This is a genomic window from Mobiluncus mulieris ATCC 35243 (assembly GCF_000160615.1).
GTDB lineage: Bacteria > Actinomycetota > Actinomycetes > Actinomycetales > Actinomycetaceae > Mobiluncus > Mobiluncus mulieris.
On the sequence record NZ_GG668518.1, the window covers coordinates 511824 to 535252 of the forward strand.

The following is a 23429-nucleotide window of genomic DNA, read 5'->3' on the forward strand; positions in this document are numbered from 1 at the left end:
CTCCTTCATGTGTAGGTGTGGTGGGTTGCGACATCTATCGCGTAATGATGAAATCCGGTATCCGCTTCGAAGCCGACATAGGTACGGGCAGTGATCGTCAGTCCAGTGTCGAGCAGGGCGCGGGTAATGCGGCTACGCAGGTCGAGATAGTTTCCGCGAGTGAAGAGTGCGAGGCGGACTTCCTCAACCTCAACGCTGGGTTGGTTATCGGCGAACACGTCCAACACGTCCGTCAGCGGGGTTGCCACCAGATACGTCTGCGGCGCAGGCGTAGCCGTGTAGAGACCGACCTCGAACGGCAATCCGAGCTTGTCAGCAATCTCCATGAGTTGTTCGAGTAGCGGTGTCATGGCCCCACCTGCTCAATCCGCGCCGTCAGCGCCGCCTTCATGGCCTCGATTGCACCACGCCGTGTTTGCGACCGTGTGGGTGCAAGGAACGGGCGTGCGGGCTGGTTGGACCGGCCATGTTCGAGGACGTTGGCGATCAACGCATTCGCTCTGCCGTCGCGGCGGTTCTCAGCGAAGCCGACCTTAATGTTGTGATCGCCTCGGCTATTGACTTTCACCGAGGTCGTACCAAGCGCGCTGAGTAGTTGCCCTGTTGACCGCGAGGGCTGATTGGTGGCACGTCCGATCACGCCCGTGAGGTTGGCTCGCATACGCGGCTCAACCACCGCGGCTCCCGCCTCAAGCACCTCATCCGCCGATGTTTCTAGCACACGGCTGGCAGCATCAAGAGAATCAATAAACGCGTTCGGCAGACGAATCTGAACTCTAGCCATGGGCGTCTCCTTCGGGCGTGGTCTGGTGGGCAAGAATCTCAACATACCTGCCGATCACCCCAACTGCGTCAATCACATACCGCCCATCCGGGCCACTGATCTCCATATCAGTGGTCACGGACAGTCCGGGAAAAGATCTGATGCGGAAGAGGACGTCGGCCTTTGAGTACGCTGCCCGGTTCACCCACGCGCTCGATGCGTGCCGCACCTCGATCTGCGCCCGCACCGTCGCCTTCACTTCATCGCGCGTGGTGGTGAACCCCGCCTTATCCCGAACAACCGTCGGCTGGATGAGGTCGATGGTGGTGCGCATGGATCCCAAAGAAGCCATTGGTCTACACCTTCCAATCCCGGTCCAGGCGCAGCAGATTGTTCACCGCGTTCCATACCGCCCGAGCCGCATCTGGCTTATCTGCCCAGAACCCTGCCGTGGAACCATCACGCGACTCATAAAAATGGGAGGCGAGCATGACAACGCCCTGCCTGGTTGCCCCAGACATGTCGTGTGTCTCGTAGTAGCCCTCATCAAGGTGTTGGTAGGAGCAGGCGTAGGAGGTGGCCGCGTTGATCAGCGCGCCGATCAATTGATCGTCATCGTCAAAGGTGATGAGCAGATTCGCCTTCACCTGATCGATAAGCTCAGTCGTGGTCATTGCGGCCACCTCCTCTCAGTGTGTAGAACCGCTGGTTATGCGGATGCCTTTTGGGTGAGCAGCTTGACTGCTTCGGGTAGGACGAGCTTGCCGTCCAGTCGCTGGGATGCGAGGAATCCGACCTGTCCGGTGGTGGCGAACAGTTCGTTGAGCCGCTTAAAGGAGCGGCCCTGTCGGTCGGCGATCCAGTAATACGACAAGTCACCGAAAGCAACCGTCGACGCACCAGCCTTGATCTCCGGCACAAACGTCGACGTGTGGACCGGGCGGCCAAGAACCAGATCCGGCGTTCCTGCGGTCAGGGCAGGTTGCCACAAGTACTGGCCGTTACCATCCTTGAGCTTACGGATGGTTTTCACAGTGGAATCGTTCATCAGCCACACCGCGTTCTTCCGATACGGGCCGCGCAGGGCGTAGTGCAGGTCGATGAGCTCATCAGCGGTAATGTCGGTGGCCTTGCCCGTGGTCACCGCCTTCTCGCCACCGCCAGATGCAGTGAAGATGCCGGTGGGTTTGCCCTTGCCGTCTCCGGTGAGGAAGGCTTCTTCTTCAGCCGCGCCGATACGGCGAGCAAACTCAGCTGCTAGGTACTGCTCGACATTAAACGCGCTGTCATTGAGTAGCTCTTCGCTGATTTTGAGGAAGGTGCCGAGCTTAAACGCCGACAAAGTGACCTGCGTGAAGGTTTCATCGGATTCGGTGTACGGCTTGCCTTCATCGAGCCACCCGGCAGTGCCATGCGTGGAGACGACTGGGATCTTCCGATCCCCGCTGGTGGTTTGAATGACCTTGGCCAGGCCGCGCATGATGTTCTGATCTTCAAGTGAGGAGATCAGCGTGCGTTCGAACTCGTCGGGCACCAGATAGCCGCCTTCAGTATCAACACCCTCGCTAAGGGCGTTGCGCACCTCCATCGGAGAAGCGTTGAGCCGCATGGCATCCCAGAAGGCTCGCTTATAGGAGGATGTAGCGCGTGGGGTTGTGTGCTTGACCTCGTCATTGTCGGGGTTGATGCCGGGCATGGAGGTGAGCGGTGTGTTGGTTGCCTTAGCGAGGTCGGCGTCGCGGCGCAGGGCACGTTCAGAACGGGCAATCTCGTTGGTGAGACGATCGATTTCGGCTTCCATCTTCGCGTAAGCCTGATCATCTTCAGCAGACAGGCAACCGGTTGTGGTGTCGCGGCGCTCGTCAAGGAATGCCTTCGCCTTCTCCCAAGCATCTGCGCGCTTGGTGCGAAGGTCAGAAACAGTCATAGGGGTTGTCATGGGTGTTGGTCCTTTCAGTGGGGTTGGTTCGCTAGTTCGGCGTACAAATCGAGAACCCGCCGACCAACAGGCACGGCGGGTTGAATGGTTGGGAGTGGTGGACGCACTCGCTTCGACGGAGGTGGCGGTGATGTGGCGGTCAGGTGTGCGACGAGCTTTTGTTCGGAGGCGCGGCGGGAAAACACCGTGCCTTGTCCCGCGTTCTTGGGTGGAAACGGCAGGCGCTTCGGATCTTCATCCTCGTCGTCTTCGTCGGGTTCGTCTGGTGACTCGGCCTCGTCCTCATCGTCATCCGGCTCGTTGTCCGGCTCAATCGCAAACATTGGGTCGCGTTGGTTGGTGAGGAGTTCGTCGGCGAAACCCATGTCGATCGCAGCCCGCGCATCCATCCACGTCTCAGCGTCCATGAGCTTGGACAGCTTCGCCCGACTCAGGTTCGTCTTCTCCTGATATGCATTCAGAATCGATTCTTTGACCGAATCAAGCATGCTCATCGCACGTGCGAGTTCGTCCTTATCGCCAACCGCCATGGTGGCCGGGTTATGAATCATCAACATCGACACCGGGCTCATGGCAACCTTCGTGGCGGCCATCGCGATCACAGACGCGGCCGATGCGGCGATACCGTCGATATTGACGGTCACCTCGCCTGGGTAGTCGATGAGCATGTTGTAGATCTGCGCCGCAGCCACCACATCACCACCCGGGCTGTTGAGCCAGATCGTCACCGGCCCCGACCCAGCGTTCAACTCGCTGGCGAAGATGCTGGGTGTGATGTCGTCATCGAACCAGGATTCTTCAGCGATCGTGCCGCTAATGCGCAAAACCCGGACTGCATCTGCGTCCGGGTCAGTTGATGGCTCTGGTGTGAGCCAGTTCCAAAAACGTCTCATATCCTCCTCCTTACAGAAGATTCACTCATAGGTTCCTCAGCCGGTTCAGGCTCCGATTCAGACCCGGTTGTCTGCGCGTATGCACCTGCGAGACTGAGCGGGAGCATGTTCCCGTTGACGAGGTAGAGGTCGCCGCCAGCCTCGGGACTGATGCGATCGAGGTTTTCTAGTTCGCGGATATCGTTGGCGCTCATCCAGCCGTTTTGCCTTGCCACCGCATAACCATTCATTCGGGATTCGTAATCCCCACGTAGCAAGCCTTCGAGGTTGAACTTCACATACACGCCAGGTTTTTCACGCGAGCTGAGGAGTGTTTTGGTGATGGCCTGTTCCCACCGGATCACCCACGGGTCCAACGTGTACTTCACAAACTCCAACGACTGCTGCTCAATATTGGAAAACGAGGATTTTTCGAGGTCGCCGATCATGTGCGGGGGTATGCGGAAGATTCGAGCAATTTCGTTGATCTGAAACTTCCTCGTTTCAAGGAATTGAGCTTGTTCTGGGCTGACGGAGATGGGCGTGTATTTCATGCCTTCCTCGAGCACAGCGATCTTGTTCCCGTTGCGGGCTCCGCCGAACGTGGACTGCCAGGACTCCCTAACGCGCGCGGGGTCTTTGATCGTTCCCGGATGCTCCAACACACCACCAGGTGCAGCACCGTTAGCAAAAAACGATGCGCCGTAGTCTTCTGTTGCTTGGGCGAGGCCGATGGCATTCTTTGCCATCGCAATCGGGCTATAACCAACCAGCCCGTCAAAGCCCAACCCTGGAATGTGCAGCACCTCGCGCGCCGAGAGTCGCACCGTGTCGAAGCGTCCAGCTGGTTCGTCCCAGGTGCGCTGATACTCGTAATAGAGTCGCCCAGCCTCGTCGCGCCCCACCATCATCCGGTTCGGCATCAACGGATACAAACCAATCACTTCATCTTTACCGTTGCGCAGCACTTGGGCGAACGCATTACCCCAAAGAAGCAAATGCGTCATCAGAGTTTCCCTAAAGACAAAGGATGTCATTTCAGGGTTCGGCTCATCATGCAACAGCCGGTATAAGGGATGGTCGAGCGCCTTCACCTTCGCCCCATCACTGCTCTGCTGGTAAACATGCAACGGCAGACCCGCGATAGCTTCAGCCAAAATCCGCACGCATGAGTAGACGGCGGTCATTTGCATCGCGCTGCGTTCTGTCACCGGACGGCCAGAGCTCGTTGCCCCGAAGAAAAAGCTGTAGCCAGAGCTGATCGCGTGATCGTCAGCGGAGCGGGTGGTGTCGCCACGCAGCCAATTCAGAAAACTCATGCGGTGTCCTTTCACATGTAGAATTGGAATATGAAAGCGCCCTCAAAACAGTCGTGGGCACTGATGAGTGTCCTGCTAGCGGCATTTTGGTTGTTGCCGCTCATTTCCATGTGGATCAGCAGGCTGAGCGATCCCAACGCCAAGTGGTTCATCGCGTTGCTCTTCCTCGCGTTTCCACTACTCACCATCGTTTTGAGCGTTATCGATGGGGCACGCCACGGGTTCGGCTGGTGGTGGCTACTGGCCCCGTTCGCAGGGTTCTTGACCACACTGTTCGTGTACTACAACGATTCAGCCCTCATCTACGGCGTCGCCTACTCGATCTTGGGACTGATCGGCGCAGGCATCGGCGCGTTCATCCATGAGCGTGCTCACAGCACGAGTAGGCCGCGTTCGTCATAAACACTGCCGCTGACGTGCCCGGTGCCGTTTCGGATGGCGCGGTCGAGGGCCATGATTGTTGCGACGACGCCGTCGATCTTCTCGGTGCTCTTTTGTTTGTCGGGTTTGATGTTTCCTGCTGGGTCGGTGCGGACGTGAATGTTGTCTACCATCCACGAAAGCACTGGATGCCCGCCATGTGCCAGTTTTCCCTCTAAAGCGAGTTTCATGAGTTCTTTGGATGGTGGGCTCATGTCTTTGAAGCCTTGCCCAAACGGAACAACCGTGAAACCTGCTTCGTCAAGGTTTTGGCTCATTTGGACTGCGCCCCACCGGTCGAATGCGATCTCGCGGATATCGAAGCGTTCACCGAGTTGCTCGATGAAGGCTTCAATTGCGCCGTAGTGGACGACGTTGCCCTCAGTGGTTTGTAGGAAGCCTTGCTGTTGCCACAGGTCGTAGGGCACGTGATCACGGGCAACCCTTAGTTTGAGGTTGTCTTCGGGTATCCAAAACCATGGCGCGACCGTATATTTGTCATCGTCCCCGTAGGGTGGGAATACGAGAACGAAAGCAGTGATGTCCGTCGTGGAAGCCAAGTCGAGGCCGCCGTAACACACGCGTCCTTCCAAATCTGACAGGTCGACGGGTGCTGAGTTTTGGTTCCAGATGTGCATGGGCATCCACCGCACGCTTTGTTTGACCCATTGGTTGAGGCGAAGTTGGCGGAATGTGTTTTCTTCGGCTGGGTTTTGTTTCGCGCTCGTGCAGGCTTGGCGGACTTTCTCGATCGGGACAGTGATCCCTAAGCTCGGGTTAGCCTTATGCCACACGTCCTCGTCGGTCCAATCATCATCTTGCGCCGCCCCATAGATCACCGGGTAGAACGTGGGGTCGTGCTTTTTGCCATCTAGGATGTCTTGGGCTTTTTGGTGTTGCTCATAACAAATGCTATGCGTGTCGGTACCCGCTGTCGTGATGAGGAAGTACAGGGGTTGGGTGCGCGCGTCGCCTGATCCTTTCGTCATGACGTCGAACAAGGCACGGTTGGGTTGGGTGTGGAGTTCGTCGAAGACAACGCCGGAGATGTTGAACCCGTGCTTCGAATACGCCTCCGCGCTCAGCACCTGGTAGAAGGAGTTGGTGGGCTTGTAGATGATCCGCTTCTGCGAGGCAAGAATCTTGACGCGTTTGGACAGCGCTGGACTCATGCGAATCATGTCCGCTGCGACCTCAAACACAATGGATGCTTGCTGGCGATCAGCCGCGCACCCATACACTTCAGCGCGTTCTTCACCATCCCCGCAGGTGAGTAGTAGCGCAATTGCGGCGGCGAGCTCACTTTTGCCCATCTTTTTGGGTATCTCGACGTAGGCGGTGGTGAATTGGCGGTAGCCGTCTTCTTTGACAGTGCCGAACAGGTCGCGGATGATTTGCTCTTGCCAGTCGATGAGCTGGAAGGGCTTGCCTGACCAGCGGCCTTTGGTGTGCTTTAAGGCTTGGATGAACGCGACCGCGAAGTCGGCTTTACGCTTGTCGTAGCGTGAGCCTGTGGCCATGAATCGGGTCGGCGTGTAGGTGTCGAGAGTGCGCATCACGCCCTTCAGGCTCCTTCCTGTGCTGGTTAGTTGGTGTGGGCAAGCGCCCAGGCGATGGCGTGGCCGGCGTCTTCGAACAGTTCCTCAGCCTCAGCAACCAGGGCGAGTTCGCATTCAATGAAACTGCGGGCGTCCGATCCCCAGCCAGGGATGGGCTGCTCGGCGAGTTTGTAGACGCGGGCGTCGTTTCCGATCCGGCCTTTGCCCAGGTGCCGGTATGCCGAGGCGAGGACGAAGTCTCCGTAGGCGATAACCGTGCCGTAGCTGTCGGTCGCGATCTGCAGCTGCTCCATCGTGACCTTGCTGGTATTCATGACCTCGCTCCTTTATTTCTTGTTCGATCATGTACATACAGCCATAGGTGTGCGCGGTTATCCAGTCGCTTTTCGCCGGTTCTCCGCAAGGAACTCAGTGGTCGGATTTGGGCAGGGTTTTCCATGCTGCGTTGCCTTCCAGATTCGCTAGCAGGACTCGGCGCACGTGCTTGTAGTTGTCGCCGATCATGCCCAGGCGCAGCAACCAGCAGCGCATCGCATACTTGTCATTTCCACCTGTCTTGGCAGGCTTCGCGGAGACTCTCGTGGCGGTTTTCGCGTGCTCGATCATGAGCTGAATCAGCACGCTGACCGCTTCAATCACCTCCGCATCTGGGAGCTGGTCAAACCAGGCAAACTCAACGGTCCCTTCCGCCTCATCGATCGCCATGGGCGTAGCAGGAATAACCAGTGCCTTAGCGATGAGTGCTCCCTTGGAGGCGAGCAGGGCGTCGAGCTTCGCGCCTGTGGCCTCGTCCCACCTGGTCGTGGGGAATGTGAGCGTGAGTCCGTAAACCTCACCCGCAGGCGCAAACCCGGCCGCGCTCGCGGCGTCGGTTATCGCGTCGCCGTCTGCGTTGTCTGGGAGGTGGAGCACCCAGTCCCGATCCAACCGCGCCTCACCAATCAGATAGTCAAAGGTGGGCATGCCAGCATACCTGGCTTTCACGCCAAGATGTTCCGCGATGACTTCGGCGAGTTTCTTACGCCCAGCCTTGTTCGGGGTAAACTCGATCGTGGTCATCGGGTCACCTGTTCAAACCAAGAATCAACCAGTCGCAGATAGCCATGCGGGTCGTGTTCGATCGCACCGGCAACCAGGGAGAAGTTCCACTTTCGTGCAATGTCGAGGGCTTCTTCAATGTCCCAGATGTTGATGCCTGCCTCCAGCATCTCGCTGATCTCGATATGTAGATCACTCATGACCATCCTCCATCTCATGTTTCCCCCTTGTCGGGGTTTGTTTGGTCATGTACATACAGCCATAGGTGCGAGTGCTTATCCAGTCCCTGCGCGAGCAAAATTCTTCAGTCTTTCAAGGACGTGGCGAGCAACGGGCAAAGCGATCGCGTTACCCCACAACTTGTACTGGGCACTATCACTGGTTGGATTCTCCAACCAAGTAGTGACTTGGCGTGCGGTTCGTGGTTTCACGCCGCGCGCCAAGTTCCAGGTAGCCCAAATGCCCGTCCAATACTCGATGTCCTCGCTTGTCGGATCCTCGATAGCAAGACCGTCACACCAATCGTCAGGAAACCCCTGCAACCGGGCACACTCGACCGGCGTCAACCGCCTGGGGCACAGCGACGAGCTGGCGACCATGGGCGGATCGGTGTAATCCGTGGCCAGCAGCGCACCTGCCTGATCCTTGGTGACGCGGGTGAAATAGTCGGCCTTGGATGCGGCATAGACGGGCTCCAAGATGACCATGCCGCCCTGATTGCAGGTCGGCTCCCCGCCTTTCAAGTCGAGGGTTTTCGACACTTCCGCTTCGTAGCCGTAGTGGCCGCCACCGCTGCGGGACTGGTGGATCGAATTCAGGCCAAACACCCTGCGTTCTTCTGGGGCGTCGAGGAGGATGGGGACGTTGGTGGGTGAGTTGCCCATCCGGGCAGTCAGCGTCTGCACCACCCCCGAGGAGTTAACGGTCAACCTCGAGTCCTGCGGATGATGATCCAACAACATCACCGAGCTGCTACGGCCTCCAAGGCTTGCTTCAGGGGTGTGGGCATGGTCTTGTTCTTGCGTGCCGCACGATTCAGGATTCCTTGGCAAGCTCGCGGGCTCAAAAAGAATCTCGGGTGCGGATCGGCCTGCAAAATCTGCGACAAGGTAGATGCGGCGGCGTCGTTGGGCGAGGCCGAAATGTTGCGCATCGAGTACACGCCATGCCAGTGAGAATCCCTCACCCATGACACATCCCGCGTACGGCCATCCACCCTCAGGGACAGGCATATCAGGCGTGCTCGGGTCGACGATGCGCGTGAGCGTGGTAAGGACGGTGGCGAAATCGGATCCTTTGTGTGAGGAGAACGCGCCAGGGACATTCTCCCAGATCGCGTAGCGTGGAAACATTCCATGGGTTGCTTTCCTCATCTGGTCAATAATTCGTACAGCATGAAAGAACAGACCCGAGCGTTCACCCGCCAGGCCTGCTTGTTTACCTGCAACGGATAGGTCTTGGCAGGGAGAACCAAACGTGATCACATCCACCGCATCAACATCAGCCCCGTTGACCGTGGTCACATCACCCACATGAGTGAGCTGCGGCAGACGGCGGGTCGTAACGAGAATCGGGAATGGCTCGATTTCACTCGCCCACACAGGACGAATACCCGCCTGAATACCTGCGAGAGGGAAACCACCCGAGCCATCAAACAAGGAACCCAACGTCAACTCACTCACGGTTCACCCCCCTCAACATCGCGCACCAAATCCAAATACGCGTATTCCTTGCCGCCTCGCAGGCAAGTAATCCCGGCAGCGTCCCCTGTATGTTCGGCATAACGGCGCAAAATAACGCTCGCGTATTTCTCATCAAGCTCCATGCAATAGCAGATGCGGTCGGTTGCCTCAGCTGCCATGAGTGTGGAGCCTGAGCCTGCGAAGGTGTCGAGCACGATCGCGTTGGCCTGCGTGGAGTTCCCGATCGGATACGCCAACAAATCCAGCGGCTTGCTGGTCGGGTGGTCAGCATTACGGCGGGGCTTGGCGAAGTTCCAGATCGTGGTTTGTTTCCGGTCGGCGTACCACTTGTGCTTACCCGTCTTCACCCACCCGAATAGCACCGGCTCGTGCTGCCACTGATACGGGGAACGTCCCAATACGAGGGAATCTTTAACCCAAATACAACAGCCCGACAGGTAAAAGCCTGCCTCAACGAAGGCGCGGCGGAAGTTCAAGCCTTCAGTGTCAGCGTGGAACACATACGCGGACGCGCCCTTCTCACACACGCCCACCATGTTCGAAAACGCTGATAGCAGGAAATCGTAGAACTTATCGCCATCCATCTTGTCGTTCTTGATGGACAATCCGGATCCTGATTCGAAGGCGACGTTATATGGCGGATCAGTCAACACAAGATTCGCACGTTTACCATCCATCAACAACTCGACGTCCTCGACGCTGGTGGCGTCGCCGCACACGAGTCGGTGACGGCCAAGCGTCCAGATATCCCCACGCTCCACGAACGCGGATGCTTCGAGTGCGGCGGTAAGGTCGAAGTCGTCGTCCTCAACCTCGTTCTCATCCAAGGAGCCGATCAACTGCTGGATTTCGGCGTCGTCGAAACCGGTGAGTTCAGCATCGAAATCCGAAGCATCGAGGTCGGCGATGAGGAGGGCAAGTCTGTCGTTGTCCCATTCGCCGCTGATCTTGTTGAGCGCGATGTTGAGTGCTTTCTCGCGGGTCTCATCGAGCTCAACAACGATCACGTCCACGTCCGTGTGGCCGAGATCTTCGAGCACCTTCAAACGCTGGTGTCCACCGACGATGTTGCCAGTGGTGGAGTTCCAGATGACGGGTTCGACGTAGCCGAACTCGGTCAAGGATCGCTTGAGCTTCTCGTATTCGGCATCGCCAGGCTGGAGGTCTTTACGCGGATTGTAGTCAGCGGGCTTGAGTTCACTGATGGGCATTGGTTTCATGAGCATGTGTGGTCACCGCCTTCTTTAATGCGTCGACGTGAGCGAACGAGTTCTCCCAGTGCAAACCGGCATGGCCGAAGTGTCCGTAGGTCGAGTAGCGGGTGTAGCCGGGTGCTCGCAACCCCAAAGCGTCAATGATCGCTCCTGGGCGTAGCGGAAACACCTCACGCGCAGCCTCGGTCAGGATCTTGTCGGAGTATTCACCACTGCCGAGCGTGTCGATGGTGAAGGCGACCGGATCAGCCTTCCCAATCGCATAGGAAATCGCGACCTGGCATTCCTGCGCAAGACCGGAGTCGACGATAGTCTTGGCTATCAGACGCGCCATATACGCACCCGAGCGGTCAACCTTGGACGCGTCCTTACCCGAGAACGCCCCACCACCATGTGGGGCGAGACCGCCGTAAGTGTCGACCATCAGCTTGCGACCAGTGAGCCCCGTGTCTGCCTTTGAACCACCCACCGTAAACAAGCCCGAGGGATTCACCAGAATCTCGGTGTCAGCGCTAATTGGCAGATACGGCTTACACGCGGGTGCGACGATCAGTGTTTTGACCTCAGCCGCAAGCTCGTCCAGAGTCTTCGTAGCGTCGTGTTGGATCGACACCACCACGGTTTCGACTGCTACGGGTTGTCCGGCGGCGTCGTAGCGAACCGTCACCTGCGCCTTACCATCGGACTTGATACCGCTGATCGTGCCGTCCTTGCGGGCGTCATCAAGACGCCCACAGATCTCATGCGAGAGTACGAGCGGCAATGGCAAACGCTGCGGGGTTTCGTTGGTGGCGTATCCGTAGACGGTGCCTTGATCGCCAGCGCCCTGCAACGCAAACTCACTCGTGTCTCCGAAGCGAGCCTCCAAGGACTTGGAAACTCCTGCGTTGATGTCTGGGGATTGGCGGCGTGTCCAGACGAAAACGAGGAACTTCCACGGCACATAACCCGCCTTCACCAGCGCGTAACGCACCGACTCACGAATACGCGGACGAACCTTCGAAGTGATCTCGCCAGTCACAATGATCCTGCGGCCAGATGCCATCACTTCTACTGCAACGCGGGCAGCAGGATCCTCGTAGAGGATATCGTCAAGGATCGTGTCAGCGATCAAATCACAGAGCTTATCGGGATGGCCGATACACACGGCCTCAGCAGTCTTCGTAACAGACATACACACTCACTTTCCAAAGAATCGGGACATAGAAAAGTGCCCACCCATCTCGGGCAGGCACACGAGAATCAAAGGGGTGTTAGGAGCGGGCTTGCAGCAGGCGCTCCATCACGTCATCACCCGGCGCCGAACCTGAGTAGTCGCTGGTGCAGGTGGCGCGCACTATCTCGTAAATCTCGTACCAGTACACGTTCGCTTGCTTCCCGAAAGACTGGGACATAGCAACGAAAGGGGATGCGATCGCAGCCCCTGTGGTTGGGTGTTTGCCGAGCAAGCCGAACTTGGAGATCGCCTGTTCACACTGCACATAACGCGCGAACGCCTGCGCATAGGATTCGATCAAGCGCGGTGCGACGAACTGGGAACAGCCACGTTGATCGAGCCATTGCCATGTTTCTCGGTAGACGAGGTCAGCGCCGAGGGGTTTACCATCACGCTGAATCTCCGACAGATACTCGGCAGGCTCCGGCATCACCTCACCAGCAAGCACCGCACCATCCCCGATATCTGAGCCTTCAAAGTCAAACGGCTCACCCAGCGGATCATCAAGCCGCGTGGCTGGGCGGCCAGCTGCGAGCTTCGCATTCAGCGGATCGGGTTTCGCACCTGCCCGCACACGGCGGCCACCCCGGTTCGTTCCGTCTTTCGCCATAGGTTTTCATCTGCTTTCCTGCTGTGAGACAATTAGTGGCGTGCCGAGACCGAAGACGAAAACTGAACTATTGGATGCCGCCGAGGCGCAGTATGCGAAACTGGACAGCCTCATTGAGGGCATGAGTTCCGACGATCAGCATACGAATTTTGATCCCAGCATCACTCAAATCGGTAAAGAAGCCCACTGGGCGCGGGACAAAAACCTGCGCGACGTCCTTGCCCACCTGCACGAGTGGCAGCGCATGTTGCTTGGCTTCGTCGACGCCAACCGCCAGGGTCAGCCTCGACCGTTTCTTCCGTTTCCTCACACGTGGCGAACCACGCCAACGCTCAACCAAGAGATTTGGACTCAATATCAGGGCACTGAGCTTGAGGCTATCCGCGAGAACCTCGCTGACAGCCACACCGCAGTAGTGGCTCTCATCGGCGAGTTCACCAACGAGGAGTTATTCACCAAGGCGCATTTCCCGTGGACGGGCACAACCTCGCTCGGCTCCTACTGCGTGTCAGCCACATCAAGCCACTACGAATGGGCAATCAAAAAGCTCCGTGCATTCACCAGAAAGCCGCCAGAACAACCCCATAACCAAGCCGCCCCCCAGTAGCTTCTTACCACGCTGTACACCACAGACAGATACTCGGGAGCCTCTGGTATAGGCGCTCCCGTGCGCCTTTTCGTGACTGTCGGGTTCAACGCACCAGGCCTCGTGCCTGCATTCACGCAACATCCGCCCGATCAGCGCTATCCTTAGCAATGCAGGGAAACCCTTCTTGTAGAATGAGAACTTATTGGGGCATACAACTCCTGATGCCGTTGCCGTATCAAAATGTGTAGCGAAAAGTTGAAGGGACTGGTCATCAAAAAAATATCTGTGTTTCTTGTATCCGCTCTGGCATATTTTGTCGGCGCGTGGCTTTTCGCCGCCATCTTTCTACGGTGCAAGGATCAGGATCAGAGATTTTTTGTGGTCTTCTTATTGATGCCACTCATGTATGTGTGTTTCACGATTCTTCTTCTGCTTTTTAATAAGCATTTCATCGGTATTCAATCTGCCCGCGCGTTGCAACTTTCAGCAGGAGCCTTTATCGGACTCTCAGCTTTTCTCTTTTCACTCGATGGTGTCGGCTCGTTAGTTCATAGTGATTCTTTTTCTCAACTGCTGAGCCAGTTTTCCGTTCCCGCCATCGGCGCTCTTGTTGCTGGTGGTGTAGCGCTTGGGTTTAGCGTTTTTACCCAAGCGCCACACCAAGGAAAAGACCAAATCAATTATCGGTAGATGAATTCAGCTAGCTTTCGGCAAGCTGTCAAACGAATCTCTTCCTTGACGTATCCAGCCAGGAACCATCCTAAAACGGCGCTATCCAAGTCGGCATATTCACTTATTTTCTGATATGCCTCAGTGGAATTATTCGCCCCCAAGCTCCAGCCAATCTGCTTGAATCTGTTGGCAAGTTTGCTGGAATTGTTGTAGTACTCTCGCAATGTTGCTGACAGAAGATGAGCGTTGGAGTCGTTGCCGTTTTCTAGCGTGTTAGCGATAACGATGGCATCTCCGTCACAGCAGAGATCGTCACGGTTACAGTTGTTTCCTACCGATTCCCATTTTCCCTTGTCGTTTTTCTTGTCAAGTACTAGCCCCTTCAAGCCAGGATGCTGACGGTAATCGTTACCTTGACCGATTAGAGCTGTGGCCACCTGATCCAGGTTCGCACTGGGATTCCACTCAAGTGTTTTCTGAATATTCTCCATGGCAGTAGCTAGGTCTCCGGCCCAGCCAGTCCACGCATCAGGGATAACATTCCAGTTGGTGTATCCAAGTGTTGTTGCCGCCAGATGCGCCAGATCAACCGATTCTCCGGTCTTGTCGGTCATGGATTGCCGCCACGTGTTATCAATATAGCGATTCAAGGCAGCGATGATCTTCTTGCCTACAGCGTCCTTCTCGAGTACGCTCGCGTCAGCACTCCTGAAACTTTCGGCAGACACGGACCAATTCACCGCAGATCCACTACCACCGTCACGCAGGTAGGCTTTTGCTAAATAGTTGAGGATGCAACGCCAAGTCGGAACGGCAATCCGCGTTCCCGCACCATGAGAACCCGCAACGTAGTCTTTTCCAACCTTGCCACTGGCACGAAGTTCTTCGAAGCGTTTCTCTAAATGCCAGATCAGATCAATCGGAGCCAGCTTGGTGTAATCAATGCTGGTGTCGGGCGCAGCGCCACCGGCACTCGAAGGAGCAACATGATCAACTGCCGCTGCTTGTCCTGAATAGGCGACCCTGTCTAGGTCAAAACCAGCACCCTTGTAGTCACTGATTTCAGTGAACTGGTCATAGTTCCAATCGTCAGGAATAGGGAAGCCAAGGTTGCCAGAAAATCCTGTAGACATGTCCGAGACGAACGCGCTTCCAGCGTAGCCGGCTTTAATGATGCGGCTACAAATGTTACGCGAGGCGTAGATGCCTACTTTGTATCCGCCTCCCAGGCTTCCACGCACACCCTGGAAATACGGAAGAATGTGACTTGTGACCTCGGGGTCGGTCGCGTCGAAATCAACTGCGAAATAGATATACGTTCCCGGAATGCCAAGTCTTTGGGCTGCTTGCCTTGCGAGCGTCGCGTGCCGAGCGCCGTTTTCCCGCGTGAAATGTCGAAGCTTGGTTGAGTACTCCTGGAAAATCGGGAAGAACTTCATTCCTCCGTTGGTGATGCGTTCAAGTTCTCCGGGGCGAATTGCTTTGAAATAGTCAGACGGATCTTTTGAATCCTGATTCGGCTCAGTCAGGTAACGCCCCACAATCTCATAGCCGTTCGCCTTAAGTAGGTTGAGTCGCTCAGCCGTAATCTCGAAGCGTGTATCGCATGCTTTGCAGGCGCGATTCGGATCACCTTTCGAGGTCAACAGGCTCATCCATGTAGTCGAGTCGACCACCCCGCTTCGTGGGAGCTGATACTTTGCTTGGAATTGCGGAACGAACGTTGACAGTGCGGTTTGTGCAGAAGGATAGATATCGGGAGAAATCCGGTTACACACTAGAGCAACCTGAGCTAGCCAAGCCCACTTCGGTAAACTTGCCGCATTGCTGGGTGTAACTATTGTTAGACGCGCTTTGGTGCCATTGCCGAAATTACCTGTGGCTTCCGCAGGGCTAAATCCTTCAATGGCTTGCAAGACCTGAATCAGAGCAGTGTTCATTTCCCGACCGTAGAGTCCATCGGTTGGGATGATTCCGGTATAAGCGCGATACTGTTGGTTGATTTGTTGCTGTGCTTGCCGAATCGCTGAAATGCCCCCATAAGAGCGAAGCAGGACGAATTGCTGCATTGACAACAGCGCTTTCATGACGTCGAGCGTCACAGTGGAATCTCCACCAATGCCCATGTCGCTCTTAAGCTGTTTGATGGCCTTTCCAGTTCCGCTATAGAAATGCGTAGTGATATCGCTGGCACCAGCAGAATATCCCTTACACCACAAAGCACCTTGGATAATGCCGTACACATTAGAAGTCTCCTGCGCACCGTCATCCTGCTGGTGGATGCCGTTAGGCCACCGAGACTGGAAGCGACTGATAGTTCCCGGTCCGAAATTGTTCGCCGTTGTCGTAATACCCAGCTCGATTTGCAGGGCCCGAATCAAAGCGTTGACCGTGCCCCAGCCGGTATATCCGTCCTCTACGACTGAACCGAATCCAGCCTTGCTCCTATAGGTGCGATTGAGCCATTGCTGTGTTTTTAGCACCATTTGATCTGTCATGATTCCTCCTTTTTAGAAACCAGTTTGTTAACTCAAGACAGGCGAACACCTGCCAGAGAGGGATCCAGAACACCGGATGAGAAGCTCCGAGTTTTTTGCCCTCACCTGTACGTCCCTGGGAAACCCAAATCCGGACGGACAAAGCGCAAGAAAACCGAGCAACACTCAGCGGGATTTCACCCCTCACTGGTACTGCCGACGAAGCCCGAAGTGTTAATACCTTGTTTGATTCGGGGACTTTGCGCACGGTTGGCCCCGCCCGCTGACCTCTGACAAGGCATGAGAGATTCGAAGGCCCCAACCCCTCACCAGCGCCGCGAGGTTGCCCCGTGTTCGGCAAACGCCAGGCGGGTAGGCATCTTTGAGGTTCCAGATGATCGTCGCGCCAGCGGGCAACGTGTGGGCTCGTCAGTAGGCGTAGACACGAGGTTGTTGCCTCCACCGGTCATCATCGAGCGCGGTCTGGCGCGAGTGGCAGGGCTTGCACAGGCTTCGGAGGTTGTTGAAGTTGTGGGTGCCGCAGTGTTCGAGCGGGAGAATGTGGTGAACCTCTTGTACTGGCGTGTAGCGTCCGGCCTCTAGGCAGTCTTCGCAGAGCGGGTGGGCGGCGATGTAGGCGGCGCGAATCTTGCGCCAGCGCGCGCCGTAGCGGCGGTTGATCTTCGGATCCCGTTGATACTTCCGATACCGGGCGTCTTCTGCCTTCGCGTGCTGCTCGCAGAAACGTTCGTGGGTGAGTTCGGGGCAGCCGGGGTGGGAGCACGGGGAGGCGGGTTTGACTGGCATCGCTGGCTCCTTCCCCGAACATGGTGAAGCCCCAAGTTCCCGTGTGGGTTCTTGGGGCTTCTCCTAGTTTTCAACCACTTACATGTTCTCACACCGATATGCGGTTTTCTATCGCATGTTTCGGATACCGGCTAACGCTAGAGCTGTCCATACAAGGCGGTGGCGAACCTGTCGAGGGCCCGGTTCTTGCGCCGATAGACCGTGTCACGCTCGACGTAGAAATGATCGGCGATCATCGACACCTTCTCATCTTGCGTCCCCTCGCTGAGGAAGAAGCCTTCGAGGATGAAGCGGTCGTCTTCAGCGATGACTTCCCACGCAGGCAAGAACCAGTCCATGTACTGGCGAGCCTGCAGGTAGCGAGCCTTGTACGCATCGATTCGCTCAATGCTCGCCACGATCCGATTCTCCGAAGCGTGGAGGTCGCCTGATGGTGGTGTGCCGTCCATGCGTGGGGATGCTGGGCTTGCCGCGTCAGCATAAGCCGCCTTGATCTGCTCGTCGGTACTCTCGATGATCTGTTCCATCACCGCATAATCCTGCAGAGCGGCGATCGCGGCTTTCCTTGTGTCGAGGTATTTGGTCATCACATGCATGAGCTTGTCCTTTCAGTGGTTGTAATTTCTGCTGCGACCGCGTCAATCAACGCAGCCTGCGTAGCGTCTTTCGCATCAAGAGCTTTGAGAACGGTTTCATCGAGCGTCCCTTCAGCAACAAGATTCGTGATCGTCACAGGTTCGGATTGCCCTTGCCGATACAGGCGCGCATTCGTCTGCTGGTAAAGCTCCAGGCTCCACGTCAGCGAGAACCACACCAACAGATGCCCACCTGCCTGCAGGTTCAGACCGTGACCCGCAGATGCGGGGTGAATCAGCCCAAGCGCAATCTCGCCCCTGTTCCACGCCTCGATATCGGCCGAGGTTTTCAGTTCGCGAGCCTGTGGGAAACGAGCGGTGATGCGCTTGCGGTCGTGAGTGAACCAATACGCCACCAATAACGGGCTGCCGTTGGCTGCCTCATACAGGTCTTCTAGAGCGTCAAGTTTCCGATCATGCACGGGAGCCCACTGACCGTCGCCGGTGTAGATCGCACCCGATGCCAACTGCAGCAACTTGCCCGACAACGCAGCAGCATTCGCAGCATCAATCGTCGCCCCATCAAGGTCGAGGACGAGGTCAGCTTTGAGCTGCTCGTAGATCTTGCGCTCTTTCGGCTCCAACGTGACGAGCGTGGTTGTCACCGTCAATTCCGGTAATTGCAGGTGGTCGGTGGTTCTCATCGACAACGTCATGTCACCAATCGCCCCATAGATCTCATCCTCAGCACCCGCGCGGGGCTTATAGGTGAACACCTGCATCCCGTTGCGCTTATCCGGAACGAACCAACGATCGCGATAACGAGTGATAAACCTGCCCAAACGCTCGCCGCCGTCGAGAAGACGGAATTGCGCCCACACATCCATCAGCCCGTTCGACGTTGGCGTTCCGGTCAGGCCAACCCAGCGCTTAACGTGCGGCCGCATTTTCACCAATGCCGTGAACCGCTTTGCCCGGTGGTTTTTGAAGCTGGAGAGTTCGTCGATGACGACCATGTCGAACGGCCAGCTCCCCCCGAGTTGGCTAATGAGCCATGGGATGTTTTCACGGTTGATGATGGTCACCATCGCAGACGCCGCGAGAGCGTTCAGCCGGTCTTGTTTGGTGCCAACAGCGACCGCGACGGTGAGCCCGTCAAGGTGATCCCACTTCGCTATTTCGGCGGGCCAGGTATCGCGGGCTACCCGCAGTGGTGCGATGACTAGGACTCGGTGGATGGTGAAGTAGTCGAGCATGAGCTGCCAGATCGCCGTCAACGTGATCACCGATTTGCCCAAACCCATCCCAAGGAAGATTGCGGCCTCGTGGTGGTCGATGATGAACTGGGTCGCCTGGCGTTGGTAGTTATGCGGCTGATAGTGCATCAAGCACCTCCTGTATGCCGTCAATCGAATCAACAACCAGAGCGGTGAAACCTTGCTGGCGGAGTTGGTTCATCCGGCGCACCTGGATTGGCCTGGGTTGTTTACCTGGTGCTTTGAGCTCAACGAAAACTACGCGGTTTCTCATCAGGCATATCCGGTCAGGTACACCCGTGGTTCCAGGGCAGACAAGCTTCCAGCACAAGCCGCCAGAGGCTTCAATGGCTTTCTTCAGTTGGTGTTCTATGGTTCGTTCGTTCATGGTCACTCCTTGAATGGTTTCTCAAGGGGTGCAGAGTGGTGCAGGGTATTTCCTAACCTTTTACATAGAGAAAAACACCATGTAATTTCACATGCGTAAGGTAGGAAAACGGGTTGCACCGGTCTGCACCCTCATAACTTTCAGCTGTTGAATTCGCTGGTCAGGGCCAGCCCGTAGACGCGGATACCGGACTTGGTTTTCTTGCGCTCGAATCCTGCTTGTTCGCATGCGGCGTTGAAGTCGACCATCGGGCGCGCCCATCCTGAGGTGTTTTGCGCCCACGCCCGATACGTCTGATAGAGGTCACCAGCCCTCTCCGATAATCCGTCCTCGACGTCGCACGAGTCCTCAAGGAACTGCGAGAACCAGTCGTTATCCTCCTTATATGCTTGCGAGGCTTGAACCACCTGAGGCGGCGGAGTGAGCTTGTATCCCTCACTGTGAATGAGGCGCGCTCCCTCCATGATCCAGGAAAGGATTGCTCCGCCAGCGTGTTCGTAGAGGTGGTCGGCGTAGTTCTTCACATCCGTGTCGCCTTCGATGGTGGCGTTGAACGGGATGACGATCAGACGCCGCCAGATGCCTGCGTCCATGGCTCCCACACGCGGCAAATGGTTCGTGTACAAGACCAGCGTGTGGGAGGGGGTGAAGGCGAAGGGGTCCTTAAACTTTTTCTCTGCCGAGATCTGATCGGTCGAAGCCAGCTGTTTGACGTTCGAGGTTGATAGGCGCATGCCTTCTTCGGTTTCAGCCGCGATCAAGAGACGTTTGCCTCTGGCTTCGGCGAGTTCGGGTTTGACGTTGCGACGCACCCCGACTGTGAGCGCGTCGGCTGAGATCGTGCCCGAATACGTCCCCAACACGCGGGCGATGGTGTTCCAGAACGTGGATTTGCCGTTTCGCCCGTCCCCGTAAGCGATGACGAGCGCTTCGACGAAAACCTGTCCGATCGCCGCCAACCCCACAATGCGCTGCACGTAACCAATCAACTCGACGTCTCCTTGGAAGAAGACGTCAAGCGCGTCGGCCCAGATCTGTGCACCCTCATCGCTGGGGCCGACAGCGGTCTGCTTAGTCAGCAGATCGGCGGGATTGTGCTCGTGGCTACTACTGTCGCGTAGATCCCAGGTACCTGCCGGGGTGTTGAGCTGGTAGGGGTCGACGTCGAGGTCACGGACACGTACCTGCAAGATCGGCCCGGCTTCTTTCAACGTGGCCGTGATATTGCGTGACAAACGCCTGGAGAGAACGAACTTGTGATAGCTTTTGGATTCATCCCACGCCTTGAATGCTGCGACTTGGGCGGGGTTGAGTTTTGCTAGGCCGCGGGCTTTCGATGAAGCCGATGCCATCACCACGTCAGCACCGGTAGAAACCATGTCTTGCCATGTTGTGGCGATAAGGTGTTGTGCTTCTTCAAGTTGACGAGAAGTCAGTTCTTGAACCACTCCTTGTGCGGACAGGTCGTTCTCATCCCACACGCCATGGTCGTAGACAAGCCACTTGGTAGCCAGTGAGTAGCGGATCTTGTTCGCATACTCGCCAGCCAATGTGTCTGCCTGACCGACATCGGAAAAATCATCCGGACGTAAACCTGCTAACGCCTCATACGCCTCTGGTGGCAGATAGCTCGGGTCGGAGGCGACCTTCGAAGCGAACCTGCATGCCGAGTTCCAGATCGTCTGCAGTTCGCCCTCGTTGAGCGGTGGTTCGCAGAGGTTGGCTTTGCGGTCGAAGAGGTCTCGTGCTTGATCGGTCTGCCCGTAGCGGATGAGGACCCGCCCGGCGAAGCGAGAGAGCGTGGCATTACGGGAGCCTTCACCAATGACCAATGTTGAGGCGTCGAAGGCGGCGAACACGTCGATCTCGTCAGCCGCGTCCAGCCATGCATCGAGCAACTGGTCGCCCTCATGCGCCGTCACCACAGCGTTCGACGCCCCGTAGATGAAGCGTCCTGCGTCCAGGGCATTGCGATCAAAGAAACCAAAGCGCGATGCCAGGCGATGCTTCAATCCCGCGTATTCGTCCGCGTTCGTGATCGTGTGGATTGGGAAGTAGACGTGGAAACGTGGCCGGGCGGAGAGCACGCCCTTCGCCTTCATGTGGTTGCGGGAGGTGGCGGTCATGAACTCCACACCAGACATCAACTCGCCGAGCTTCTCAGGCGTGATCCAGTCGGTGTGGGTTTCTGTATGGTCGTTATCGATATCCATCACCACGCAATCCGAAGACATGAACGCTGCAGTTGAGCGGCGGTCATTCACGTAGGTGGCTGCCACGTGATCAAAGCCAGCGACCACGCTTAGGGATGCCGCGTCAATGACCTGATGTGGGTTCGGGTAGTGGTTATTGTTCTGCACACCGGTAACCGCGGCAGCGAACAAGGTGAAGGGCGTGGTCATGGGGTGACCTCCTTGAAATCAGAATCGAAGTACTTAATCGGCAACTCGAGGTCTCGCGCCCAGCCGATCTCCAGGCGCATACCAGGGCTAACGTGACCCACGTATGCCCACAGGGCTTCGCATTTAGCGAGCAACACCCTGTTGAAGAACATCGCCAACTCGCGCTGATCGGGATCGGCGTCATCCATGAACTGCGGATAGTGCAGATGCGGGGCGAACGGGATCTTGCCTGCCGCTACTGCGAGCTCGCAGAATTGGCGGGCGAGCTCAACGTTCGCTTGCACGTCGCCCGAATACGGTGAGCAGATATAAACCAAGGGCCGGTAGCCGAACTGTTCGCGCTGCAGCTTCTTGAGCGCGTGGTAGCTCGTTAAGTCCAGATAGCCTTCGGTGTTTTTCTTCGAAAACCCAATATCGAGTGTCGTGGCGCTCATGCTTGCACCTGACCTTCACGCTCAATCACCGGAAGGATGCCGAGCTTGTTCTTGAGCAGGTCGTAGATGAACAAGCGCCCCTTCTGGGTCCAGTACATGTGGGTGCGGGTCTGGCCTTCGTCGTATTCGTGAGTCTTGGACTGGGTGTAGCCCTGCTCGGCGTACTTCGCGTAGAGGAACCACCGGCCCGACTGATGGAACTGCACGTGAGCATCACGCAGGATTCGGTTGAGCTTCTTCGCGGAGAGTCCGTAGTCCTTCGCAATCGCCGTCGTCGTCAACAACGAATCGGACTGCAGCACGACGTCGTAGTACGAGACTTTCGGTGCCGCCTCCAACAGGGATTGCTCTGCGGCGAGGCGCTTGGCTCGCTCGGCCCGCAGAGTGGCGATGGCATGCTCCAGGAACTCATCGTCAGCGAGTAGTTCGTCGTATGCGTACATGCCGTGGCGGCGAATCGTCGGCAACACCTCATCGAACACCCAGGCTTCGAACTTCTGTGCTGCCGGGAGTTTTGAAGAAATGATGAGGCGGTAGAGGTCGCCCTCGGTAATGAAGCGGACCTGCTGGATTCCGCCAGCGGTCTCAAGGGGGTGGTAATTTGCCACCCCCTTGCAGTGCAGCTTCACCGCGTTCGTCGGATCCTGGTAGCCGAGCGCGGTGGCGACATCCTTGCCGCAGAAAAGGATCTGACCATCATTGGTGATAGTGCGGATGGTGCCGAACACGTCGTTGGTGAATGTTTGAATCTGGTTTCCCATGGCGGGGTTCCTTCCCGAGACCCCGTCGAGAAAAAGTCGTGCCGGTCGGCACAAGGGTTAAGGGCCTCACCCCACTGCCGACGAACCAGAAAGTGTTAAATCACGGGTACTCAATCGCTTCTCGTTCTGGCACGATTGGTGTTGAAGCCCCGGTGGAGCGCTATCTGTTAGAGCAATCTGGCAGGTATTCTCGCCGGGGCATAGACAAATTTCTCGAGTGCTCTGTGTGGAAGAACCATCATTCTCTTGCTACAGCGGTGCCGACACGGTGGTCTTTTAGACAACATGACCGGTTCCGCTGCCCGCCTCGGTGGGAGCACAGGGTCGGTTCTCGTTTCTTAGCGGTCTTGGATAAGCTTTCTTCTCTGATGGTGATACTTCGCCGAGTTCTTGATTCTGTCGCTGTTTTCGCGGT

26 protein-coding genes are annotated in these 23429 nt (G+C 56.8%); 3 read left to right on the forward strand and 23 right to left on the reverse strand.

Annotation, left to right across the window (positions count from 1 at the left end):
- Positions 1–5: 5 nt before the first annotated feature.
- The 7 genes from HMPREF0577_RS02150 to HMPREF0577_RS02180 are packed head-to-tail and all read right to left on the reverse strand — an operon-like array spanning position 6 to position 4893.
- The gene (locus tag HMPREF0577_RS02150) at positions 6–350 is read right to left on the reverse strand and encodes a hypothetical protein (protein WP_004012027.1); all 345 of its coding nucleotides are present in this window, start codon (positions 348–350) and stop codon (positions 6–8) included.
- Positions 347–784 (reverse strand): HK97-gp10 family putative phage morphogenesis protein, encoded by a 438-nt coding sequence (locus HMPREF0577_RS02155; protein ID WP_004012028.1) that lies wholly within the window; start codon positions 782–784, stop codon positions 347–349. Before HMPREF0577_RS02155 ends, HMPREF0577_RS02150 begins: the two co-directional genes overlap by 4 nt.
- Positions 777–1115 carry a phage head completion protein gene (locus tag HMPREF0577_RS02160; protein WP_004012029.1) on the reverse strand — a complete coding sequence of 113 codons (339 nt, stop codon included), beginning with the start codon at positions 1113–1115 and terminating at the stop codon, positions 777–779. The genes HMPREF0577_RS02155 and HMPREF0577_RS02160 overlap by 8 nt, the downstream gene beginning before the upstream one ends.
- A gap of 4 nt (positions 1116–1119) precedes the next feature.
- The gene (locus HMPREF0577_RS02165; RefSeq protein ID WP_004012030.1) at positions 1120–1437 is read right to left on the reverse strand and encodes a head-tail connector protein; all 318 of its coding nucleotides are present in this window, start codon (positions 1435–1437) and stop codon (positions 1120–1122) included.
- Positions 1438–1472: 35 nt separating this feature from the next.
- Positions 1473–2690 (reverse strand): phage major capsid protein, encoded by a 1218-nt coding sequence (locus HMPREF0577_RS02170; RefSeq protein ID WP_004015879.1) that lies wholly within the window; start codon positions 2688–2690, stop codon positions 1473–1475.
- Between the two features lie 26 nt (positions 2691–2716).
- Complete coding sequence (locus HMPREF0577_RS02175) at positions 2717–3595, reverse strand: head maturation protease, ClpP-related (protein WP_004012032.1); 879 nt, start codon at positions 3593–3595, stop codon at positions 2717–2719.
- Positions 3592–4893, reverse strand: a complete 1302-nt coding sequence (locus tag HMPREF0577_RS02180; protein ID WP_004007612.1) for a phage portal protein — start codon at positions 4891–4893, stop codon at positions 3592–3594. Before HMPREF0577_RS02180 ends, HMPREF0577_RS02175 begins: the two co-directional genes overlap by 4 nt.
- A 30-nt stretch (positions 4894–4923) precedes the next feature.
- Here HMPREF0577_RS02180 and HMPREF0577_RS02185 point away from each other — a divergent pair, with 30 nt between their 5' ends.
- Positions 4924–5295, forward strand: coding sequence for a DUF2651 family protein (locus tag HMPREF0577_RS02185; RefSeq protein WP_004007613.1), 372 nt, complete (start codon positions 4924–4926; stop codon positions 5293–5295).
- Here the strand turns inward: HMPREF0577_RS02185 and HMPREF0577_RS02190 are convergent.
- From HMPREF0577_RS02190 to HMPREF0577_RS02225, 8 genes are all read right to left on the reverse strand, one after another.
- Complete coding sequence (locus HMPREF0577_RS02190) at positions 5265–6869, reverse strand: terminase large subunit (RefSeq protein WP_004007614.1); 1605 nt, start codon at positions 6867–6869, stop codon at positions 5265–5267. The two genes, HMPREF0577_RS02185 and HMPREF0577_RS02190, sit on opposite strands and share 31 nt — an antisense overlap.
- A 29-nt stretch (positions 6870–6898) precedes the next feature.
- On the reverse strand, positions 6899–7186 hold the full coding sequence (locus HMPREF0577_RS02195) for an Nmad4 family putative nucleotide modification protein (RefSeq protein ID WP_004007615.1): 288 nt from the start codon (positions 7184–7186) through the stop codon (positions 6899–6901).
- Positions 7187–7280: 94 nt separating this feature from the next.
- Positions 7281–7931, reverse strand: coding sequence for a hypothetical protein (locus HMPREF0577_RS02200; protein WP_004007616.1), 651 nt, complete (start codon positions 7929–7931; stop codon positions 7281–7283).
- Positions 7928–8110, reverse strand: a complete 183-nt coding sequence (locus HMPREF0577_RS02205) for a cell division protein (protein ID WP_227469325.1) — start codon at positions 8108–8110, stop codon at positions 7928–7930. The genes HMPREF0577_RS02200 and HMPREF0577_RS02205 overlap by 4 nt, the downstream gene beginning before the upstream one ends.
- A 75-nt stretch (positions 8111–8185) precedes the next feature.
- A complete protein-coding gene (locus HMPREF0577_RS02210) occupies positions 8186–9592 on the reverse strand; it encodes a DNA cytosine methyltransferase (protein ID WP_004007618.1) in 1407 nt (468 codons plus the stop codon).
- The gene (locus HMPREF0577_RS02215) at positions 9589–10839 is read right to left on the reverse strand and encodes a site-specific DNA-methyltransferase (RefSeq protein ID WP_004007619.1); all 1251 of its coding nucleotides are present in this window, start codon (positions 10837–10839) and stop codon (positions 9589–9591) included. Before HMPREF0577_RS02215 ends, HMPREF0577_RS02210 begins: the two co-directional genes overlap by 4 nt.
- The gene (metK, locus tag HMPREF0577_RS02220; protein WP_004007620.1) at positions 10811–12001 is read right to left on the reverse strand and encodes a methionine adenosyltransferase; all 1191 of its coding nucleotides are present in this window, start codon (positions 11999–12001) and stop codon (positions 10811–10813) included. Before metK ends, HMPREF0577_RS02215 begins: the two co-directional genes overlap by 29 nt.
- A 79-nt stretch (positions 12002–12080) precedes the next feature.
- Positions 12081–12653 (reverse strand): P27 family phage terminase small subunit, encoded by a 573-nt coding sequence (locus HMPREF0577_RS02225; protein ID WP_004007621.1) that lies wholly within the window; start codon positions 12651–12653, stop codon positions 12081–12083.
- Between the two features lie 70 nt (positions 12654–12723).
- Between HMPREF0577_RS02225 and HMPREF0577_RS02230 the strand changes: the two genes are divergently transcribed.
- Positions 12724–13260 carry a ClbS/DfsB family four-helix bundle protein gene (locus tag HMPREF0577_RS02230; RefSeq protein ID WP_240923141.1) on the forward strand — a complete coding sequence of 179 codons (537 nt, stop codon included), beginning with the start codon at positions 12724–12726 and terminating at the stop codon, positions 13258–13260.
- Positions 13261–13527: 267 nt separating this feature from the next.
- Positions 13528–13932, forward strand: coding sequence for a hypothetical protein (locus HMPREF0577_RS02235; protein WP_226998112.1), 405 nt, complete (start codon positions 13528–13530; stop codon positions 13930–13932).
- Here HMPREF0577_RS02235 and HMPREF0577_RS02240 read toward each other — a convergent pair.
- The 8 genes from HMPREF0577_RS02240 to HMPREF0577_RS02275 form a co-directional block, all read right to left on the reverse strand.
- Positions 13923–16412 carry a glycoside hydrolase domain-containing protein gene (locus tag HMPREF0577_RS02240; protein WP_004007624.1) on the reverse strand — a complete coding sequence of 830 codons (2490 nt, stop codon included), beginning with the start codon at positions 16410–16412 and terminating at the stop codon, positions 13923–13925. The two genes, HMPREF0577_RS02235 and HMPREF0577_RS02240, sit on opposite strands and share 10 nt — an antisense overlap.
- Positions 16413–16820: 408 nt before the next feature.
- Complete coding sequence (locus HMPREF0577_RS02245) at positions 16821–17198, reverse strand: HNH endonuclease (protein ID WP_004012034.1); 378 nt, start codon at positions 17196–17198, stop codon at positions 16821–16823.
- Positions 17199–17335: 137 nt separating this feature from the next.
- Entirely contained in the window at positions 17336–17794 is a 459-nt protein-coding gene (locus HMPREF0577_RS02250) for a hypothetical protein (RefSeq protein WP_004007626.1), read from the reverse strand.
- On the reverse strand, positions 17785–19158 hold the full coding sequence (locus tag HMPREF0577_RS02255; protein WP_004007627.1) for a DEAD/DEAH box helicase: 1374 nt from the start codon (positions 19156–19158) through the stop codon (positions 17785–17787). The genes HMPREF0577_RS02250 and HMPREF0577_RS02255 overlap by 10 nt, the downstream gene beginning before the upstream one ends.
- A complete protein-coding gene (locus HMPREF0577_RS02260) occupies positions 19139–19417 on the reverse strand; it encodes a VRR-NUC domain-containing protein (RefSeq protein WP_004007628.1) in 279 nt (92 codons plus the stop codon). The genes HMPREF0577_RS02255 and HMPREF0577_RS02260 overlap by 20 nt, the downstream gene beginning before the upstream one ends.
- Before the next feature lie 140 nt (positions 19418–19557).
- Complete coding sequence (locus HMPREF0577_RS02265; protein WP_004007629.1) at positions 19558–21819, reverse strand: phage/plasmid primase, P4 family; 2262 nt, start codon at positions 21817–21819, stop codon at positions 19558–19560.
- Entirely contained in the window at positions 21816–22253 is a 438-nt protein-coding gene (locus tag HMPREF0577_RS02270; RefSeq protein ID WP_004007630.1) for a DUF7768 domain-containing protein, read from the reverse strand. Before HMPREF0577_RS02270 ends, HMPREF0577_RS02265 begins: the two co-directional genes overlap by 4 nt.
- Complete coding sequence (locus HMPREF0577_RS02275) at positions 22250–23014, reverse strand: phage antirepressor (RefSeq protein WP_004007631.1); 765 nt, start codon at positions 23012–23014, stop codon at positions 22250–22252. Before HMPREF0577_RS02275 ends, HMPREF0577_RS02270 begins: the two co-directional genes overlap by 4 nt.
- Positions 23015–23429 lie beyond the last annotated feature (415 nt).

Bases quoted from the DNA above. Each gene is read 5' to 3' on its own strand.
- HMPREF0577_RS02240 (WP_004007624.1), bottom strand. From the start codon at position 16,412: ATGACAGATCAAATGGTGCTAAAAACACAGCAATGGCTCAATCGCACC.
- HMPREF0577_RS02275 (WP_004007631.1), bottom strand. From the start codon at position 23,014: ATGGGAAACCAGATTCAAACATTCACCAACGACGTGTTCGGCACCATC.
- HMPREF0577_RS02150 (WP_004012027.1), bottom strand. From the start codon at position 350: ATGACACCGCTACTCGAACAACTCATGGAGATTGCTGACAAGCTCGGA.
- HMPREF0577_RS02175 (WP_004012032.1), bottom strand. From the start codon at position 3,595: ATGAGACGTTTTTGGAACTGGCTCACACCAGAGCCATCAACTGACCCG.
- HMPREF0577_RS02265 (WP_004007629.1), bottom strand. From the start codon at position 21,819: ATGACCACGCCCTTCACCTTGTTCGCTGCCGCGGTTACCGGTGTGCAG.
- metK (WP_004007620.1), bottom strand. From the start codon at position 12,001: ATGTCTGTTACGAAGACTGCTGAGGCCGTGTGTATCGGCCATCCCGAT.
- HMPREF0577_RS02215 (WP_004007619.1), bottom strand. From the start codon at position 10,839: ATGCTCATGAAACCAATGCCCATCAGTGAACTCAAGCCCGCTGACTAC.
- HMPREF0577_RS02170 (WP_004015879.1), bottom strand. From the start codon at position 2,690: ATGACTGTTTCTGACCTTCGCACCAAGCGCGCAGATGCTTGGGAGAAG.
- HMPREF0577_RS02225 (WP_004007621.1), bottom strand. From the start codon at position 12,653: ATGGCGAAAGACGGAACGAACCGGGGTGGCCGCCGTGTGCGGGCAGGT.
- HMPREF0577_RS02180 (WP_004007612.1), bottom strand. From the start codon at position 4,893: ATGAGTTTTCTGAATTGGCTGCGTGGCGACACCACCCGCTCCGCTGAC.
- HMPREF0577_RS02200 (WP_004007616.1), bottom strand. From the start codon at position 7,931: ATGACCACGATCGAGTTTACCCCGAACAAGGCTGGGCGTAAGAAACTC.
- HMPREF0577_RS02255 (WP_004007627.1), bottom strand. From the start codon at position 19,158: ATGCACTATCAGCCGCATAACTACCAACGCCAGGCGACCCAGTTCATC.
- HMPREF0577_RS02245 (WP_004012034.1), bottom strand. From the start codon at position 17,198: ATGCCAGTCAAACCCGCCTCCCCGTGCTCCCACCCCGGCTGCCCCGAA.
- HMPREF0577_RS02205 (WP_227469325.1), bottom strand. From the start codon at position 8,110: ATGAGTGATCTACATATCGAGATCAGCGAGATGCTGGAGGCAGGCATC.
- HMPREF0577_RS02260 (WP_004007628.1), bottom strand. From the start codon at position 19,417: ATGAACGAACGAACCATAGAACACCAACTGAAGAAAGCCATTGAAGCC.
- HMPREF0577_RS02185 (WP_004007613.1), top strand. From the start codon at position 4,924: ATGAAAGCGCCCTCAAAACAGTCGTGGGCACTGATGAGTGTCCTGCTA.
- HMPREF0577_RS02270 (WP_004007630.1), bottom strand. From the start codon at position 22,253: ATGAGCGCCACGACACTCGATATTGGGTTTTCGAAGAAAAACACCGAA.
- HMPREF0577_RS02155 (WP_004012028.1), bottom strand. From the start codon at position 784: ATGGCTAGAGTTCAGATTCGTCTGCCGAACGCGTTTATTGATTCTCTT.
- HMPREF0577_RS02190 (WP_004007614.1), bottom strand. From the start codon at position 6,869: ATGCGCACTCTCGACACCTACACGCCGACCCGATTCATGGCCACAGGC.
- HMPREF0577_RS02195 (WP_004007615.1), bottom strand. From the start codon at position 7,186: ATGAATACCAGCAAGGTCACGATGGAGCAGCTGCAGATCGCGACCGAC.
- HMPREF0577_RS02250 (WP_004007626.1), bottom strand. From the start codon at position 17,794: ATGCATGTGATGACCAAATACCTCGACACAAGGAAAGCCGCGATCGCC.
- HMPREF0577_RS02160 (WP_004012029.1), bottom strand. From the start codon at position 1,115: ATGGCTTCTTTGGGATCCATGCGCACCACCATCGACCTCATCCAGCCG.
- HMPREF0577_RS02165 (WP_004012030.1), bottom strand. From the start codon at position 1,437: ATGACCACGACTGAGCTTATCGATCAGGTGAAGGCGAATCTGCTCATC.